General features: G+C 37.9%; 12 protein-coding genes and 3 tRNA genes. 6 read left to right on the plus strand and 9 right to left on the minus strand.

What is annotated here, in order from left to right; genetic code table 11:
- Nucleotides 1-28: 28 nt before the first annotated feature.
- A complete protein-coding gene (dnaE, locus tag TOL5_RS08385) occupies nt 29-3,601 on the minus strand; it encodes a DNA polymerase III subunit alpha (protein ID WP_121775342.1) in 3,573 nt (1,190 codons plus the stop codon).
- Between the two features lie 290 nt (nt 3,602-3,891).
- On the minus strand, nt 3,892-4,764 hold the full coding sequence (locus TOL5_RS08390; RefSeq protein WP_004824480.1) for an ATP-binding protein: 873 nt from the start codon (nt 4,762-4,764) through the stop codon (nt 3,892-3,894).
- A 199-nt stretch (nt 4,765-4,963) separates the two neighbouring features.
- Here TOL5_RS08390 and TOL5_RS08395 point away from each other — a divergent pair, with 199 nt between their 5' ends.
- From TOL5_RS08395 to TOL5_RS08415, 5 genes are all read left to right on the plus strand, one after another.
- Nucleotides 4,964-6,475: a DUF3336 domain-containing protein gene (locus tag TOL5_RS08395; protein ID WP_004824479.1), complete on the plus strand. Its 1,512-nt coding sequence runs from the start codon at nt 4,964-4,966 to the stop codon at nt 6,473-6,475.
- Nucleotides 6,472-7,284: a protein kinase domain-containing protein gene (locus TOL5_RS08400; protein WP_121775343.1), complete on the plus strand. Its 813-nt coding sequence runs from the start codon at nt 6,472-6,474 to the stop codon at nt 7,282-7,284. The genes TOL5_RS08395 and TOL5_RS08400 overlap by 4 nt, the downstream gene beginning before the upstream one ends.
- Nucleotides 7,285-7,392: 108 nt before the next feature.
- Nucleotides 7,393-7,477 (plus strand) — tRNA-Leu (locus TOL5_RS08405).
- Between the two features lie 36 nt (nt 7,478-7,513).
- Nucleotides 7,514-7,587, plus strand: a tRNA-Trp gene (locus TOL5_RS08410).
- Between the two features lie 37 nt (nt 7,588-7,624).
- Nucleotides 7,625-7,709 (plus strand) — tRNA-Leu (locus TOL5_RS08415).
- 142 nt (nt 7,710-7,851) lie between these two features.
- On the opposite strand, the gene TOL5_RS08420 is transcribed toward TOL5_RS08415, so the two are convergent.
- The 6 genes from TOL5_RS08420 to TOL5_RS08445 all read right to left on the minus strand — a co-directional run bounded on the left by TOL5_RS08420 (nt 7,852) and on the right by TOL5_RS08445 (nt 13,521).
- Nucleotides 7,852-8,055: a hypothetical protein gene (locus TOL5_RS08420; protein WP_004719296.1), complete on the minus strand. Its 204-nt coding sequence runs from the start codon at nt 8,053-8,055 to the stop codon at nt 7,852-7,854.
- Nucleotides 8,056-9,140: 1,085 nt separating this feature from the next.
- Nucleotides 9,141-9,875, minus strand: a complete 735-nt coding sequence (gene gloB / locus TOL5_RS08425; RefSeq protein WP_042089646.1) for a hydroxyacylglutathione hydrolase — start codon at nt 9,873-9,875, stop codon at nt 9,141-9,143.
- Between the two features lie 191 nt (nt 9,876-10,066).
- Nucleotides 10,067-10,696, minus strand: a complete 630-nt coding sequence (locus tag TOL5_RS08430; RefSeq protein WP_121775344.1) for a hypothetical protein — start codon at nt 10,694-10,696, stop codon at nt 10,067-10,069.
- Nucleotides 10,697-10,855: 159 nt separating this feature from the next.
- Entirely contained in the window at nt 10,856-11,551 is a 696-nt protein-coding gene (locus TOL5_RS08435) for a methionine ABC transporter permease (RefSeq protein ID WP_004824474.1), read from the minus strand.
- Entirely contained in the window at nt 11,548-12,573 is a 1,026-nt protein-coding gene (locus TOL5_RS08440; RefSeq protein ID WP_121775345.1) for a methionine ABC transporter ATP-binding protein, read from the minus strand. The genes TOL5_RS08435 and TOL5_RS08440 overlap by 4 nt, the downstream gene beginning before the upstream one ends.
- A gap of 75 nt (nt 12,574-12,648) precedes the next feature.
- Nucleotides 12,649-13,521 carry a MetQ/NlpA family ABC transporter substrate-binding protein gene (locus TOL5_RS08445; RefSeq protein ID WP_004824470.1) on the minus strand — a complete coding sequence of 291 codons (873 nt, stop codon included), beginning with the start codon at nt 13,519-13,521 and terminating at the stop codon, nt 12,649-12,651.
- Nucleotides 13,522-14,555: 1,034 nt separating this feature from the next.
- Here TOL5_RS08445 and TOL5_RS08450 point away from each other — a divergent pair.
- Entirely contained in the window at nt 14,556-15,176 is a 621-nt protein-coding gene (locus TOL5_RS08450; RefSeq protein WP_042089649.1) for an RBBP9/YdeN family alpha/beta hydrolase, read from the plus strand.
- Between the two features lie 157 nt (nt 15,177-15,333).
- Here the strand turns inward: TOL5_RS08450 and purD are convergent, their stop codons facing one another.
- Nucleotides 15,334-16,617: a phosphoribosylamine--glycine ligase gene (gene purD / locus TOL5_RS08455; RefSeq protein WP_005032218.1), complete on the minus strand. Its 1,284-nt coding sequence runs from the start codon at nt 16,615-16,617 to the stop codon at nt 15,334-15,336.
- Between the last annotated feature and the right edge of the window lie 65 nt (nt 16,618-16,682).

Genomic DNA, 16,682 nt, shown 5'->3' on the forward strand with positions numbered 1-16,682 from the left:
AAATTAAATAAAGAGAAGATAGGGGATGTTAGGAGTATTGACTTGCATCAGCGAGATACTCATCCATTGCATCATCCATGCTCATATTGTCTGGAGGTGGTGCAACTTGAGTAGTTTGTGCCAATTCACGATGGTCAACTGCCATAGCCGCCTTAGATTTGACATGGTATTCAATATGAATCGACTCCTTACCAAAATAGTCTCGTAATTTTGATAAGAGTTCATCTAAAGGTGCAACTTTCCATTGTTGTCCAAAATGCAAATCAGCCGTTGCATAATCATAGTCCAGTAAAATGTGTATAGGGATATGTTGGCACATATCTACATTGCAAAATGGCAGTAAAATTTTTTGAATATCTGAGGCTAAGGTTTTGCTGATGACTTCTGGGTTTAATTTAATCGCAATATTATTGGCACGTTTTTGACGAATTTCATTGAGTGTAAACGCTTTGGTTAAGCGCCCCATTGGACGATCAAAGCCTTCTCGTTCATAGATTTCACCTTCAATCACCACCACTTTTTCATTCTGAATGATATCTTTAAAGCGTTGGAAACGCTCATGATTGGAGGAAACTTCAATACGTGCTGTACCATCATCCAATGTGATGACCATACGATTGGGGAAGTTAGCCACATCGACCACTAAGCCGGCAAACACTGTAGTTACACCACGACGTGTTGGTGTCAGTTCATTAATCTTATGAGGGATAAATGCTTTTAATTCAGGACGATATACATCAATTGGGTGACCAGTCAGGTATAAGCCAAGCGTATCTTTTTCACCTTTTAAGCGTACCTCATCTGACCACGCTTTCACAGGTTTGGCTGGTTTACGTTGAACTTCTTCAACTTCACCAAACAGATCCATAATGCCTGTTTCACGGTTTGATCGGGCCTGTTCTGCTGCTTGAACAGCTTCAGGAAGTTGAGCCATTAAGCTCGAACGTTCAATACCTAAACAATCCAGTGCACCTGCACGGATTAAGGCTTCCAAGGTTCGTTTATTGATTTTTTTCAAATCTACACGGTGGCAAAAATCAAATAAATCTTTGTATGGACCATCTTGTTCACGTGAGTCAATCACGGACTGCATGGCTTGTTCACCGACACCTTTAATTGCCCCTAAACCATAAATAATGGTTGTCGCATCACTGGCATAGAACTGATAGAACGACATATTCACGGATGGAGGCAATACAACTAAATTGTTGATTCGACAGTCATCAATTAGAAATACAATATTATCAGTATTTTGCATTTCCGAAGACATGACCGCAGCCATAAACTCCGAAGGGTAATGTGCTTTTAACCAAGCGGTTTGATAGGCAACTAAAGCATAGGCTGCTGCATGTGATTTGTTAAAACCATAACCTGCGAATTTTTCCATATAGTCAAAGATATGGTTTGCGGTAGCCTCATCAATATCCTTTTTCGCAGCACCTTCAATGAAGGTGGCACGTTGTTTGACCATCTCCTCGACTTTCTTTTTACCCATTGCACGACGAAGTAAGTCCGCACCACCGAGGGTATAGCCTGCACAAAACTGTGCTGCTTGCATAACCTGTTCTTGGTACACCATAATCCCATAAGTCGGTTCAAGTACACCTTCGAGCAGCGGGTGTAAATATTCAAATTCACCGCCATGCATACGATGAATAAAGTCAGGAATTAGATCCATAGGACCTGGGCGATATAAAGAAACGAAGGCAATAATTTCTTCAAATTTACTCGGGCGAGCTTCTTTGAGCATTTTTTTCATGCCCACGGATTCAAACTGAAACACCGCTGTTGTATTTGCATCAGCAAAAACAGCATAAGCTTTTGGATCATCCAAAATAATATTTGAAATGTTTAATGGTTGATCCGATTGAATTCGCTTATTGATATTTTGAACTGCATCTTCAATTACAGTAAGGTTACGTAGCCCCAAGAAGTCGAATTTAACTAAGCCTGCCGCTTCGACATCATCTTTATCGAATTGTGCAACTCGACCCGTACCGTCAGCTTCACAGAGGATTGCTGAATAATCAGTAATCTTGGTGGGTGCAATCACTACACCACCAGCGTGTTTACCTGTATTTCGGGTAATACCTTCAAGCTTAAGCGCCATTTCCCAAATTTCAGCAGCATCGTCATAATCTGGATTGGATGGATTGGTGACGATATCTTTGAGTTGGGGTTCTGCTTCAATAGATTCTTCTAAAGTTAAACCTAAAGGTTTTGTTGGAATCATTTTGGAAATACGATCAGCCAAACCGTAAGATTTTCCTAAAACTCGAGCGACATCTCGAATTGCACCTTTAGCCGCCATGGTACCGAATGTCGCAATTTGTGATACAGCATCACGACCGTAGTGGCGTGCCACATAATCAATAACTTTATCTCGCCCTGCGATACAGAAATCAATATCAAAGTCGGGCATGGATACCCGTTCTGGATTTAAGAAGCGTTCGAAGAGTAGATCATAACGAAGTGGATCTAAGTCGGTGATTTTTAAACTATATGCAACCAGTGAGCCTGCACCCGAACCACGTCCCGGACCAACTGGAACACCATTGTTTTTTGACCATTGAATGAAGTCCATGACGATTAAAAAATAACCAGGGAAATCCATTTTGTTAATGATGCCCAACTCATAAGCCAGTCGCTCATCATAAGGTTTACGAATTTCCGCCCAATCTTCATTTCGTGTTTCAACAGGATAAAGAAAGTCTAAACGTTCTTCTAAACCAATTTCAGACAGATGCTCGAAATAGGAGTGAATGGTGTGACCTTCAGGAATCGGATAATCAGGCAGGTCATGGAAGCCTAAACGCAGAGAGACTGTGCAACGTTTTGCAATTTGCAGTGTATTTTCAATAGCACTTGGAAGATCAGCAAATAGTTCAATCATCTCAGCAGATGTTTTAAAATATTGTTCAGGACTGTAGTTTTTTGGACGTTTATTGTCACCTAACACATATCCATCGGCAATACAGACGCGCGCTTCATGCGCTTCATAATCTTCTGCGGTGATAAAATGCACATCATTGTGTGCAACCACACCAATCTTATATTTTGCGGCAAGTTTAACGGCTTCTTGATTGAAGTCTTCTTCAAGTGGACGACCTGTTCGAGTTAGCGCCAAATAGACCCGATTGCCAAATTTTTCAATCCACTGCTCAAGTAAAGGTTCAGCTTTTTCTGGGTATGCTGAACAGAGCATTTCACCTACATCACTGTGTAGACCTAATAGAACAATGATATCTTCGGATTGTTCAAGTATCCATTGCTTTTGAATACATGGAATTGAAAGTTGTTGACCTTCAATAAAACCTCGAGAAACGATTTCTGTCAGTCCACGCCAACCTTTATTGGTCATTGCAAGCAGGGTTGCTTTATGGTTGGCATCATTGAGACGAATCACACTGCCGAAAATAGGCTTAATGCCTTTACCTAATGCTTTATTATAAAACTTGACTGCGGCATGCAGGTTAGAGAGGTCAGTGATGGCTAAAGCAGGCATTTCATCAGATGCAGCAGCTTTAATCAGATCAGGTATACGTACAATCGATTCGGTAATCGAAAATTCGGTATGAATACCAAGATGAACAAACTGCATAGACCAATCCTATATGAAACTGCGTGCTATTTTATCACGCCTAAACTACGATGTGCTGAAATATCATCAGCTGACGAAATTAGTAGTGGAATTTTAAATGATTGAAATATATATAGAATATAATGTTTTAATATATTTGATATTCAATTGCATGTAATTCCAACAATTCTGATATGTAACGTGTTGCTAAAACATGATTTGTTTTGAGTAAAGAACAACATAATCAACAAAATACCCTGATATTCGAATCAGGGTATTGGTTGGCAAATACTTGAAAGACAGGATAAAGATTAGACTGATTTTAATCGCTCAGAACCAATCCAGTGCTTAGAAAACTGATATGCGGCACGTCCTGAACGTTGTCCACGCGCTTGACACCATCTCAGTGCTTCAGCGCGAACTTCCTCGCCAAAGGGCATGGATTCTTTTTTAAGATAATGTTCAACAATTTCCAAATAAAGATTCTGATCCATGGGATAAAATGACAGCCACATTCCAAAGCGATCAGATAAAGAAATCTTTTCTTCAATGGCTTCTTGAGGGTGGAGTTCTTTATATTGAGGTACATCGACTTTAGTAACGGGGGTGTTCTCGTGCATAAACTCCGGCAATAAATGACGACGATTACTGGTTGCATAGATCACAAAGTTACTCGAACCGGACTGTAAAGAACCATCTAAGACACTTTTTAAACTACGATAATTTTCATCTTCAGCATTAAATGCCAAATCATCACAATAAACGATAAATTTTTCAGGACGATTTTGGATAATTTTTTGAATTTCTGGAAGATCTGATAAGTCATCACGTTCAATTTCAATTAAGCGTAAACCTTGTTCAGAATACTGAGTTAACAAGGAGCGTACAATAGAAGACTTCCCAGTACCACGCGATCCAGTCAGTAGAATATCATTTGCAGGTAATCCATGCAGGAACTGTTCGGTATTTTGTAAAATTTTGGCTTTTTGCCTTTCGATTCCTTTAAGATCATCTAGGTGAATGGCTTTGGGATTGTAAATGGCTTTGAGTTGTTGATCATGCCATCGAAAAGCAACTGCCGAAAAGTCAGGTTCTTGTTTGGTTTTAGGTAAAAATTGCTGTAATTGATCAAGAACTTGAGATAATTTTTGGATGATATTGTCTGGTAAATCTAAAGTTGCCATATCCGTTCGCTATTTTCAGAAATTACAAAGTATGGATGATATTAGCACAGTAATTTTATTGAGCTCATCTCAATTGGTGATTATTGGCGTTGATTGCCAAAAAATTAAATGACTTGTGGTAATTGATTATCTGCTTATTTTTAAGCATAGTTTACAGATGAGTCTTCATCCTCGGGTTGAAATCAAAGGAAAATTAGAAATGCTATTAGAACTCACTCAGGATTTAAATCCGCACCAAGCCTATCGAATCAAAAAATTAAAGCGAAAACTTGAACATGCGGAGAATTACGAAGAGTGGAAGTCGATTGCATTAAAACTAGATGAAGAAACCGGTGCGCAAGAATGGAAATTTGACAATGGGTCTCCTTATTTTGATGCTGAGATCATTTCACATCGTTTAAACCTTTTACGACGTTATCGACAGCAAAATCGTACACATGACTTGATGTATATCCTCAGAGAAGGATTTAGTCACGATGTTGCAAATATTGGGCATCCAATGTTGTTCGCACATACCTATGTAGGGACTAAAAAAATCATAGAAGACTATATAGATGAAGTGAGTAACAGTTTGGCATTTATCGCTTCTGAAAGTTGCCATTCATTATGTTTAAACAGTAAACGAGATTTTTTTAAAAACTGTGAAAAAGCCTATGGTCAACCTGCACTGATGTTTTCAGGTGGTGCGACATTAGGTTTATTTCATAGTGGTGTGTGTAAAGCACTTATGGAACAAGATTTGATGCCAAAGGTACTTTCTGGTTCAAGTGCTGGAGCGATCATGACTGCGCTGTTAGGTGTCAATGAACCAGTAGAAATTCCAAATCTTTTGTCAGGTGATCAGTTCTATAGTGAGGCTTTTCATTTTCGTAGTTTTAAAGAATTAATTAAAGGTAATGGTGGTTTTGCAGATGTGCGTTATCTGAAAAAGTTTTTGATTGAAAACTTAGGTGATGTAACTTTTGAAGAAGCTTTTGAAAAATCTGGTTTAGACATTAACGTTACTGTTGCACCATATGATGTATCTCAAGAAGATGCACGGATTATGAATAAATATACTTCGCCAGATTTATTGGTATGGAGTGCGGTGTTGGCTTCTTGTGCAGTACCGATTTTATTTCCGCCAGTCCGTTTAATCAGCAAACGTTATGATGGTGTTCATACGCCGTATTTAGCCAATACGCGTTGGGTTGATGGTAGTGTACGAAGTGATTTTCCTCAAGAACGTATGTCTCGTTTATATAATTTAAATTATACCATTGCCAGTCAAGTGAATCCGCATATTGTCCCCTTTATGCAGAACGATGAAGAACGCTATCGTAAAGATCTATTGAGTTGGCCAGAACGTATCGTTCGGATGCAAGGACGAATGGCGGCAATGGGGGTTATGGATTTTGCTCGTGGTCGAATGGGGCGTATACCTTCAATGAGACGTCTGCTTGATCATGGTTATGGCGTGATTGACCAACGCTATTATGGTGATGTGAATATCATTGGAAATTATAGCCTGCGTCATTATAGTTATATGCTACAAAATCCGCGACCTCATTTATTTAAGTTATTGCAAAGAGAAGGGGAGCGGGCTACATGGCCGAAGATATCGAGTATTGAAACACATGCCCGTATTGGTAAGACAATTCAACACTGTCTGGAAGTGCTGAACCATTCTATAAATCATTCTCAAGCTGTTGGGCAGCTATCGGAAGTATGAGCCAAAACAAAATTATTCTTCCAGTCGCATCAAATTCAATTCAAAGTCAAAAATTTGGTCGCCGTGTTTATCAGCTTAAACAGGGCGATCAATTTTTTTGGCTAAAGCTACAAATAAAAAATATCAATCAGGATTATGAGCAAAGTTTTTTAAACGAGTTAAATTGTTATACACAATTAAATGCTTTAGAGACAAAGACTCATAAGGTGCTGTGCGATTTTTCAATCATTGATCCGTATCTACAATTTCAGTTAGATGAAGCGATAATTGAACAGGCGATCTGGATTAAAGATACTGAGCTTTTGTTTAAACCTGTGAGTGATCAATTCCCCCAAGAAGATGTCTACGGTAAATTGATGTCGAGCTTGGTGGTGCTGGAAAACTTGCATAACTATGGTTTTATACATGGTGATTTAAAACTTCAGCACTTTCGCTCTCAACAACAGCGCAGTTATCTGATCGACTTTGAGCAAGCTTGCAGTATTGACCAAAATCGCTATGGATTGAAGCCGATAATAACTGCAACGCCTCGTTATATGGCACCTGAATTATTTCATGCACAACAGAAAACGTTTCAATCTGATATTTACGCATTGGGCATTATTTGGTTGGAATGGTTAACACAGCGACGTTTGTCTGCAAAAAGCTATCAAGACTGGGCAATTTTGCATTGTCAAAAGCTGAATGTGTGTTTACCAGATCGTTTTAAATATTTAGAGTGCATTTTAAAAAGTATGTTGAACAAAAAAAATGAGCAACGTTGCTCAAATATTTATCAAATAAAACAAGTATTAAGCCAAATTGTTTAAACAAAAAGCAGTATTTGCAGCTTTTGTTTTTTATTTAAACAAACGAGTGGTTTTTTCGAAAAAAGGGCTTGTCATAACAAAACGATCTCTATAATATACACAGCCATTGGGGACGTGGCGAAATTGGTAGACGCACTGGATTTAGGTTCCAGCGCCGCAAGGTGTGAGAGTTCGAGTCTCTCCGTCCCCACCAAGCAATTCATTTTGTGGTATCAAAATGAAATGTAATAGAGGATTGGTGTAATGGTAGCATGACGGTCTCCAAAACCGTTCGTCAAGGTTCGAATCCTTGATCCTCTGCCAACTTATTTTAAACTATATTCGTATAGTTGTTTTATCCGGGGACGTGGCGAAATTGGTAGACGCACTGGATTTAGGTTCCAGCGCAGCGATGCGTGAGAGTTCGAGTCTCTCCGTCCCCACCATATTCGAAAAAGCATGATTTTTATCATGCTTTTTTATTGCCTGTAATTTTATATTTAAGGCAATAAAAAAGACCAAATCAAAAAACAATTTGGTCTTTTTCAGAGAGACTTCATTAAATATTAAAAATAATAGAGACTTGAATTAAGCTTTTAAGTGATCCTCAAATTCTTCACCCAGTTGCATTGCCAAATTATTACCAGATAAATCACAAGTCACTAAACCATATTCTTTTTTAAAACTGAAAGTAAATCCTTTACCATCCGCTAAGTTTTTGACTGAATAGCCTAATTTTTCTAACCAAATACGAAATGCAATTAAATTTTTTGCCTTAACAACTTTTTTCACAGAAGATCTCCTTAATTCCTGCCTACAAATTTAATAGGGATGACCTTTAAACTTTTAAAGGGGGAATTTGTTGAATTTTATTTTTTATATCAATATTTGAGCACTTTGAGAAATGACGCTTTTGTATCAATGCGTATTTTTTTGCTATCAGTATGAATGTAATATGAATAGTTGTTAAAATACTAAAATAAAACAAATGGTTATATTTATTATTGAAACATGTTTGTAATATTTTGATGCAAAGTTATGGTTTTTTAAAAGCAGAAATTTTCTCATTCTCGTTGCTTTAAATGTAAGTAAATTTAACAAAAATAGAGGGGATTCAGCTTATATTGAATGATATTGTTGTAAGAATTCTAAAATATCGCCAAAAAACTGTGTTTGATCAACTTCAAGTGTCATGAGATGTCCTGTATTGGAATAATTCTTAATCTTTTTTTAGTAAAATTCACATGATCATAAATTGTATGAGCACTCGATTGATAGAGTGCATCATCAAGTTCTTCATATAATAAAAAAATCGGTGCTATTACCGACGCAGTGTCTTTAATTGTCGTCTGAATGAGCTGTTGAAGTGTTTGAAGCTGGTTCATCGATTTTTTTGCTCAGTCTAGTGAGTTGAGCGTTGTCTTGTTATTTAGAAACTGATTAAGGTAGTTGTTATATTGCTCTAGGTGTTTAAAAAGATCATTTACCTTTCATTCTAGTGGTGCAGACATGCTAATGCATGCAGAGACAGGGAACTTTTTACTGAGTTCAAGGGATAATATCGCGCCCAAAGATACACCGATGACAGCAATTGGCTCATAACCTTGTTGTCTTAAGAATTGATAAGCCTTATGGCTATCCTGTAATCAATCTATTGAGGTGTAATTTACAAAATCATCAATCGCTAAGCCATGTCCTGAATAGGAAGCTGTGTAACATGTGTAGCTGTATTGATGCAGAAATTCTGCCAATGCTTTCATATCTCGCACAGCACTGGTATAGGCGTGTAGTCACAATACTGCGCATTGAAAGGCTGGTAAAAAAATAGGTTTGGGTTGGCTTAGCTTGAATATGCAAGTTTGGCTCAGTATAACGCGTTAAAAATTATCTTTAAGCGCCCGAATTCGAGCAAATTCTTCAGCACTTTCAACACGTAAAAATGGATTGGTTTCAAGTTCGATTTCAATGCTGCTGGGTAAGGTAATTTTTCCTTGTTGTCTCAGGTGTTTAATTTCTTCTGCTCGTTGTTGAATGGCGCGATTCTCAGGTTCAATGTGTAAAGCAAATTGTGCATTTGAAAGAGTATATTCATGGGTGCAATATACTTGAGTTCTTGGTGGGAGCGCTGCAAGGCGATTGAGCGAATGATAAAACTGTTCTGGCGTTCCTTCAAACATGCGACCGCAACCCATAGCAAAAAGCGTATCTCCACAAAATACGCTATCGAGCGCATCTATGAAGTAAACAATGTGTCCTAAGGTGTGTCCTGGTACCGCGATAATATCAATTTTGACTCCATGGAATTCAAATTGATCATCATGTTGTAGTGGGTGAGTTATAAAGGGGATATGACTTAGTTCTTCACGTGGTCCATATACAGGAATATTGCGATTCGCAATCAGTTCTGGAACACCACCAATATGATCTTTATGCCAGTGTGTGAGCCAAATTTGCTCTAAATTAAGTTGCTGTTCTTTACAATAATCCTCAACCAATGATGCTTCAGTCGGATCAATCGCAACAACATTATGGCTTTGTTGGTGTTCGATAAGCCAAATATAGTTTTGTAATTGGTTTTTAACATCGATGACGTGAATTTTAAATTGCATCATTGTATTCCCTGTATACGCTGACTTAAATTTAATATCAAATTCACTCAATAGACAAGTTGGAAAGTCACTAAATCATCTCGCTAAGCATGCATTAAAGCAGGGAGTGAGAATGAGAAAGTAGGCTGTTGGTTGATCTGAAGGATTTCAATTGTCAAGCATAGCCAATCAATGATCAGCTATGCTAAGTCAACTTAACAAGTCATTCCTTGGTTGATTTCAAGTTTATTTAGCTTACCGTTTTTGAAATCAAAATGGACATAGGCGGTATAACCTATTTCAAATTCGGTGGATTTTTTTAAATATTGTTTCGCTTCAGCACTGGTTAAAATCAGAACGTCTGTGCCGTTCTTTGCGCTGTTTGGAAAATCTTTTTTAAATTGATTAAGTGTGTATTGATGGGTGATGGCTTGGTTATTCACGAAAATACTGTCATTGATGTTCTGACTATTTGACCAAGATAACCAAACACGCCCTTTGGTTGTTCCCAGTTGTTGAAAGTTTTGTTTATTTTTATAAAAACTGTCAGATTTAATTTGTGGGTTGTCTTCAGCAAATATTTCAAATTTCAATTTTTTTCCAGATGGTGTAGAGGTTGAATATTCATAGTTTCCTGTACATTCTGCGTACTCTTTGGTGATCTTTTGACTATTTTTCCCTAATAATTTGTCAACTTGTACTGCACTAATTGCTTGATTGAGTTCTATTCCATTTACTTTTACTGTTGTGGTGTAATCTTCGGAACCATGTGCAAAACTTCCCATCGTAAAAAGAAAAAGTGTTGATATAAGTGTTCGATTAAATATTTGGTTAAGTTTATTCATTTTAAAGACGCCTTAAATTTTCCATAACTTACTTAGTTATGAGTGTTTGATCAAGAGACTAGCGAGTAAGGACTAACTTTTATAGGGTTCAATTCAAATTATACTGAGTGCAATCAAAAAAATACCCTCAAGGTGGAGGGTATGATTTCAGAATCACGATTATCTCAGTTTAGATAACCAATTTCCTAAGCTTTGAACAATTTGGACTAGAACCAACAATACAATAACAGTGAGATAGACCACACTTTGGTCAAAGCGTTGATAACCATAAGAAATAGCTAAATCACCAATACCGCCAGCACCAACGGCACCTGCCATAGCAGTTGCACCAATCAAACTGATCGTCGCTGTGGTTAGACTCAGGATCAGAGAACTGCGTGATTCTGGAATGATAAATTTAAAAATAATCTGCCAAGGAGATGCACCCATTGCTTGAGCTGATTCAATAATTCCTTCATTTACTTCGAGTAGCGACGTTTCCACTAAGCGTCCAATATATGGACCAACATAAATCGTTAACGGAACGATTGCTGCCCATGTTCCGATGGTAGTACCCACCAGTGCTTTTGTCAGTGGGAATACAGCAATAAGCAGGATAATGAAGGGGAGTGAGCGTAAAGCATTTACGATCGGGTTCAGAATTTGATAAACGGCACGATTCGGCAGAATACCATTTGGGCGAGTGACCAATAAGATAATGGCTTGAATAAAGCCCCAGATTGTACCGAACAACATCGCAAAGAAAACCATTTGTAGGGTTTCTTGCATTGCTGTAACAAATTGGTCAATGCTGAGTGAACTTTTCCAAAAGGGAGCGGTCAAAGTTGTTAGCCACTGTACAATGAGCTCTCTCATACTCGCACTCCTGACTGTTCAACTTTTACACCATTTCTTTCAAAAAATTCAATCGTCTGACGAATATTTTCTGCATCACCGAGAAGCTGGATAAACATTTGACCGATCACTGAACCATTAATTTCAGTCATATTGGCAAATAATATATTCAAACTGACATCAAATTGTTTAATTGCAGCTTGAACGACAGTTTCTTGAGCAGACGTGCCAAGGAATTGTAGGCTGTAAATACTTTTATGATTTTGATTTTCTAAATTATTTAAAATATTTACAGGCAATTGTTGCTGTAAAACAGTCTGTATGAAGTTTTTTGTCGTAGGATGTTGTGGTTGGCTAAAGATTTCAAGAGTTGAACCCGTTTCGATGACTTTACCTTGTTCCATGACAGCCACATAGTCACAAACAGATTCGATGACATCCATTTCGTGGGTAACCATTACCACAGTAATTCCTTGTTCCTGATTAATTTTTTTAAGCAAAGCAAGCACAGATTTTGTGGTTTGTGGATCGAGTGCAGAAGTTGCCTCATCACAAAGCAAAATTTTTGGATGATTTGCTAAGGCACGAGCAATACCGACACGTTGTTTTTGACCACCTGAAAGCTCATCGGGATACGCATCTTTTTTATGCTTTAAGTCAATAAACTCAAGCAACTCATTTAGGCGTTTTTCACGTTCAGACTTGTTTGCGCCCAATAATTTCAGAGGCATTTCAATGTTGTCTGCCACTGTTTTGGTTTGTAGTAAATTAAAATGCTGAAAGATCATCCCGATGTTTGCACGTTCTTGACGTAATGTACGTGCATCAAGTGCTGTAAAGTCTTTTTGATTGATAATGACCTGACCTTCATTGGGGCGCTCAAGCAGGTTAATCAAGCGGATTAAGGTACTTTTACCAGCGCCACTATAGCCAATAATGCCAAAAATACTGCCCGCAGGAATTTCCAGATTAATCTGATCCAACGCACGTATGGTCTGACCTTTTAACTCATAGTGTTTTGAAATGTTTTTAAATTCAATCATATCGTCAAAAACTATACTAAAAAGAAAAAACAGGCAAAGTCGCTTTGCCTGTTTTGTTTATAAGCCATTATAAGGCTATTTTGCTTCTGTAAGGTAGCTTACTGGTTTATTCACATCTACTTTAGTACCACCAAAGTGTTCTTGAACATATTTACCAACAGCTGCAACATGATATAACTCACCCACTTTTTTCAAGATAGGATCGTCTTTACGCGCATCAGCTACCGCTAATACATTGACATTCATTTTGGTGGTTTGGTCTACTGGTTCATAGTAAATTGAATCTTTAAGTACATTTAAACCACCTTCCATTGCGAGCGTGTTGCCTAAAACAATCGCATCAACTTCATCTTTAGCACGAACCGCAGTTGCCATTTGAATCGGTTTGATCACGATTTTTTTAGTATTTTCTGTAATGTCAGCAGGTGTACCTTTAACAAGATCAAAGCCATCTTTTAATTTGATTAACCCAGCAGATTGAAGCAACAATAAAGCACGTGATTCGTTTGCACCATCGTTAGGAATCGCAATCGTTGCGCCATTTGCGAACGCTTCAACTTTTTTAACTTTGCTAGAGTAGATACCCATTGGCTCTAAATAAGTTGTAGAGATCGGTGCAATTTTTTCTTTGTTAGAATCATTGAAAGCCACAAGGTAAGCGTACGATTGGAAAGCATTAATATCGACTTCTTTGTTGGCAACAGCAGTGTTCATTGCAACATAGTCAGTGAAATTTTTAACTTCAAGCTTAATCCCTGCTTGTTTGGTTTCAGGAAGTGTTGCGATATAACGCCAAATATCTGCATCCGAACCCGTTGAAGCCATAGTTACGACTTGTTCTTTTCCTGCATCTGCTTGAGCAGTGTCATTTTTTGGAGCTTCTTGTTTTCCACAAGCAGAAAGGGTAAGCACAGATGCGCTGAGTAAAACGCCAAACAGCTTTTTCATGAATCAGTCCTAAGTAGGAAATGCAATCGAAATGAGTCCCTTGCATTCTCGATGGTTTAAATCGAATTTTTAACATCTTTGAAAATAAATAATGCGCTGACGTACATGTCGTATTGCGCTATCTATGATCTTTACATTTGGGAATTAGAGTGAAGTTTTAAAGGAATTTTAATTGTTTAAAACTGCCCCTAAAGATTGATTAATCATATCAATAAATCAATGTTATACATAGTGGTTGTTTTTTAACAATGTATCATGCTGCATCAGATTAAATATCAATTTTTTTATTAATTTATGAGGTAAAACAATCGCTTTTGTTGAATTTTTTCATAACGTTGTTTAAATTTTATGCTTATTCATTATATATAAATTTTTTAGGATTTTTTATCTCAATTTTAGATATAGGAATTTTATAGGGATAGCCAAAACAAAGGGAGTATTCAAGATATTTTTATATCTCGTGCTTAGTTAGTCTCATAAAAATATCAGTTTGAATCTATTGACTGGCTTGTCTCATTGAATATTTTAACCTGAGTTCGATAAAAACTCTTGATGAAATTTGATACTCGGAAACGTCATCCGCAACTGTTTGAGGCAGGACTACTTCTACAAGGTATTGTTTCTGCGATTGATTAAATATGTTGCTGGTGGTTGACGAGTTTTGCGGTGAGCAGCGATACCGCTGCGCAAGATGGTTGCCCTTGCGGAGCTTCGCTCCTCATGCCAAAACAAAAGTATGGCGAGCCGCAGGCTGATCCTGAAATTGGGTGAAAACTCAGCAAGACTCCGCCGAGACTTAATGTTTTTCAATAAGTTAAAGATGTGGTTACATCGAACTCACGTTATTTTAGATCATAACGTCAGTTGGGCATATATTTCATGATTTAGCTTTTTCGCTGGCTCGGAATGAGTTTATTTCTGATGTGAATTAATTTGTTAGTGTGATGTTCTCAATGCGGTATGAATTCACTTGACACTCACACTACTGTCATACTTTAGCATGATGAATGTCCTGTCAACAGAGTGCTAAACTTATGAGATTTATCATTGTTGTATTCAGTTTTTTTCTATTGACCAATGCAGCATTTGCGCAAAATAATATTTATATTATTCATGGCTACGGTGCAAATGTGAATGATCATTGGTTTGGTTATATTGAGCGTAACATAAGCGATCAAAATAACCGTGTTATAAAAATTGCTTTACCTGATTCAAGCCGTCCTCATCTTTTAGCGTGGAATAAAACGTTAAAAGACAATATTCCTCGAATTGATAAACATACATTTTTCGTTGCGCATAGTTTGGGCTGTATCACCTTACTTGATTATCTTGCACAATCAAACTTTCAGCAAATCGGTGGGGTGGTTTGTGTGTCAGGATTTTCTGAACGATTGAAAGCCTTACCTCAGTTGGATGGATATATTCTTGCTACGAAAAAAGACTTTTCTTTTAAAAATAAAATTCTGCATGGGCAGATGTTTATTTCTGATCATGATCAATATGTCCCCAAAGAATTAAGTCTAGCGTTGGCTCAAGAACTTAACTTTGCTTATACAGTGATACCCAATGCTGGACACTTCCTTGCCAGTGATGGTTATATTGAATTTCCACAATTGCTAGATTGGTTAAGAAATGCAACTGAAGCTCATGATTAATTTGAGGGGGCTAATTTAATAAACGAAATTAAAATTTGTGCTTGAATTAGCAATAAAAAACCCGCATTGAAGCGGGTTTTAAGCTTCTTTGAGATTAAAAGCGATGACACTTAAAAACTGTCTGCTGCCGCAGGCATTTGTGAAGTATCAAAAGATTTTAGGCATTTTCACGTGCAATTGCGCGGTAACCAATATCTTTACGATATTGAACACCATCAAAAGTCACTTTTTGGCAAAGTTCTAAAGCTTTCGCCTGTGCTTCGCCAATTGTGTTGCCTAAAGCAGTCACGCAAAGTACTCGACCACCCGCAGTGACAATCTCACCATTGGCATTTTTAGCCGTGCCTGCATGGAATACTTTTGCATCAGCCATTTCTGTATCTAAACCAGAAATGACATCATCTTTACTCGAAGTTTCAGGATAACCTTTCGATGCGAGAACGATCCCTACAGTTTTACGCTCATCCCATTCAGCTTCTGCAGGAAGTTGACCGTCGATACCCGCTTCAACCAAATCAACCAAAGACGATTTTAAACGCATCATGATCGGTTGTGTTTCAGGATCTCCAAAACGACAGTTGAATTCAATCACACGTGGTTGACCTTCATCATCAATCATTAAACCTGCATAGAGGAAACCTGTATAAACATGACCATCTGCTTTCATGCCATCTACAGTTGGACGCATCACTTCTTTCATCACTTTATCAAAGACTTCAGCAGTGACCACAGGGGCAGGAGAGTATGCACCCATACCACCAGTATTTGGTCCTTGATCGCCTTCAAAAATACGCTTATGGTCTTGTGATGTTGCCATTGGAAGAATGTTTTCACCATCAATCATACAGATGAAAGACGCTTCTTCACCTGCAAGGAATTGTTCAATCACAACACGAGAACCTGCATCGCCGAACTTATTGCCTGCAAGCATGTCATCAATCGCATCAAATGCTTCTTGATTAGTCATTGCAACAATAACGCCTTTACCTGCAGCAAGACCGTCAGCTTTAATCACTATCGGCGCGCCATTTTTTTCTACGAATGCTTTCGCCGCATCTACTTCTGTGAACACATCATAGAAGGCGGTTGGAATATTGTGGCGTTTTAAGAAATGCTTAGCAAAAGCTTTTGAACCCTCAAGCTGAGCAGCGAATTGAGTAGGTCCCCAAATTTTAAGTCCAGCAGCTCGACCTGCATCTACAACACCATTTACAAGTGGTGCTTCTGGACCAACAACAATTAAATCGACTGCATTATTCTTAGCAAAGTGAATAATTGCAGGGTTGTCGAGGATGTCGAGCGCAACATTTTCACATTTATGCTCTGTAGCTGTACCTGCATTGCCAGGTGCAACAAACACTTTTGTGACTTTTTCATCTTGAGCGATTTTCCATGCAAGTGCATGTTCACGACCGCCATTACCCAAAACTAAAATGTTCATTGAATGTATCCTTTTTAAATTCTTTCCTCTCATTTATTGGTGAGGGGGGAATTTAAAGCGTCCTA

This window comes from Acinetobacter sp. Tol 5 (assembly GCF_019702905.1).
Taxonomy (GTDB): domain Bacteria; phylum Pseudomonadota; class Gammaproteobacteria; order Pseudomonadales; family Moraxellaceae; genus Acinetobacter; species Acinetobacter bereziniae.

Excerpts from the sequence above, each read along its gene's own strand:
- TOL5_RS08450 (WP_042089649.1), top strand. The coding sequence starts at position 14,556 with ATGAGATTTATCATTGTTGTATTCAGTTTTTTTCTATTGACCAATGCA.
- TOL5_RS08435 (WP_004824474.1), bottom strand. The coding sequence starts at position 11,551 with ATGAGAGAGCTCATTGTACAGTGGCTAACAACTTTGACCGCTCCCTTT.
- dnaE (WP_121775342.1), bottom strand. The coding sequence starts at position 3,601 with ATGCAGTTTGTTCATCTTGGTATTCATACCGAATTTTCGATTACCGAA.
- TOL5_RS08445 (WP_004824470.1), bottom strand. The coding sequence starts at position 13,521 with ATGAAAAAGCTGTTTGGCGTTTTACTCAGCGCATCTGTGCTTACCCTT.
- TOL5_RS08430 (WP_121775344.1), bottom strand. The coding sequence starts at position 10,696 with ATGAATAAACTTAACCAAATATTTAATCGAACACTTATATCAACACTT.
- TOL5_RS08400 (WP_121775343.1), top strand. The coding sequence starts at position 6,472 with ATGAGCCAAAACAAAATTATTCTTCCAGTCGCATCAAATTCAATTCAA.
- gloB (WP_042089646.1), bottom strand. The coding sequence starts at position 9,875 with ATGATGCAATTTAAAATTCACGTCATCGATGTTAAAAACCAATTACAA.
- TOL5_RS08395 (WP_004824479.1), top strand. The coding sequence starts at position 4,964 with ATGCTATTAGAACTCACTCAGGATTTAAATCCGCACCAAGCCTATCGA.
- TOL5_RS08390 (WP_004824480.1), bottom strand. The coding sequence starts at position 4,764 with ATGGCAACTTTAGATTTACCAGACAATATCATCCAAAAATTATCTCAA.
- purD (WP_005032218.1), bottom strand. The coding sequence starts at position 16,617 with ATGAACATTTTAGTTTTGGGTAATGGCGGTCGTGAACATGCACTTGCA.
- TOL5_RS08440 (WP_121775345.1), bottom strand. The coding sequence starts at position 12,573 with ATGATTGAATTTAAAAACATTTCAAAACACTATGAGTTAAAAGGTCAG.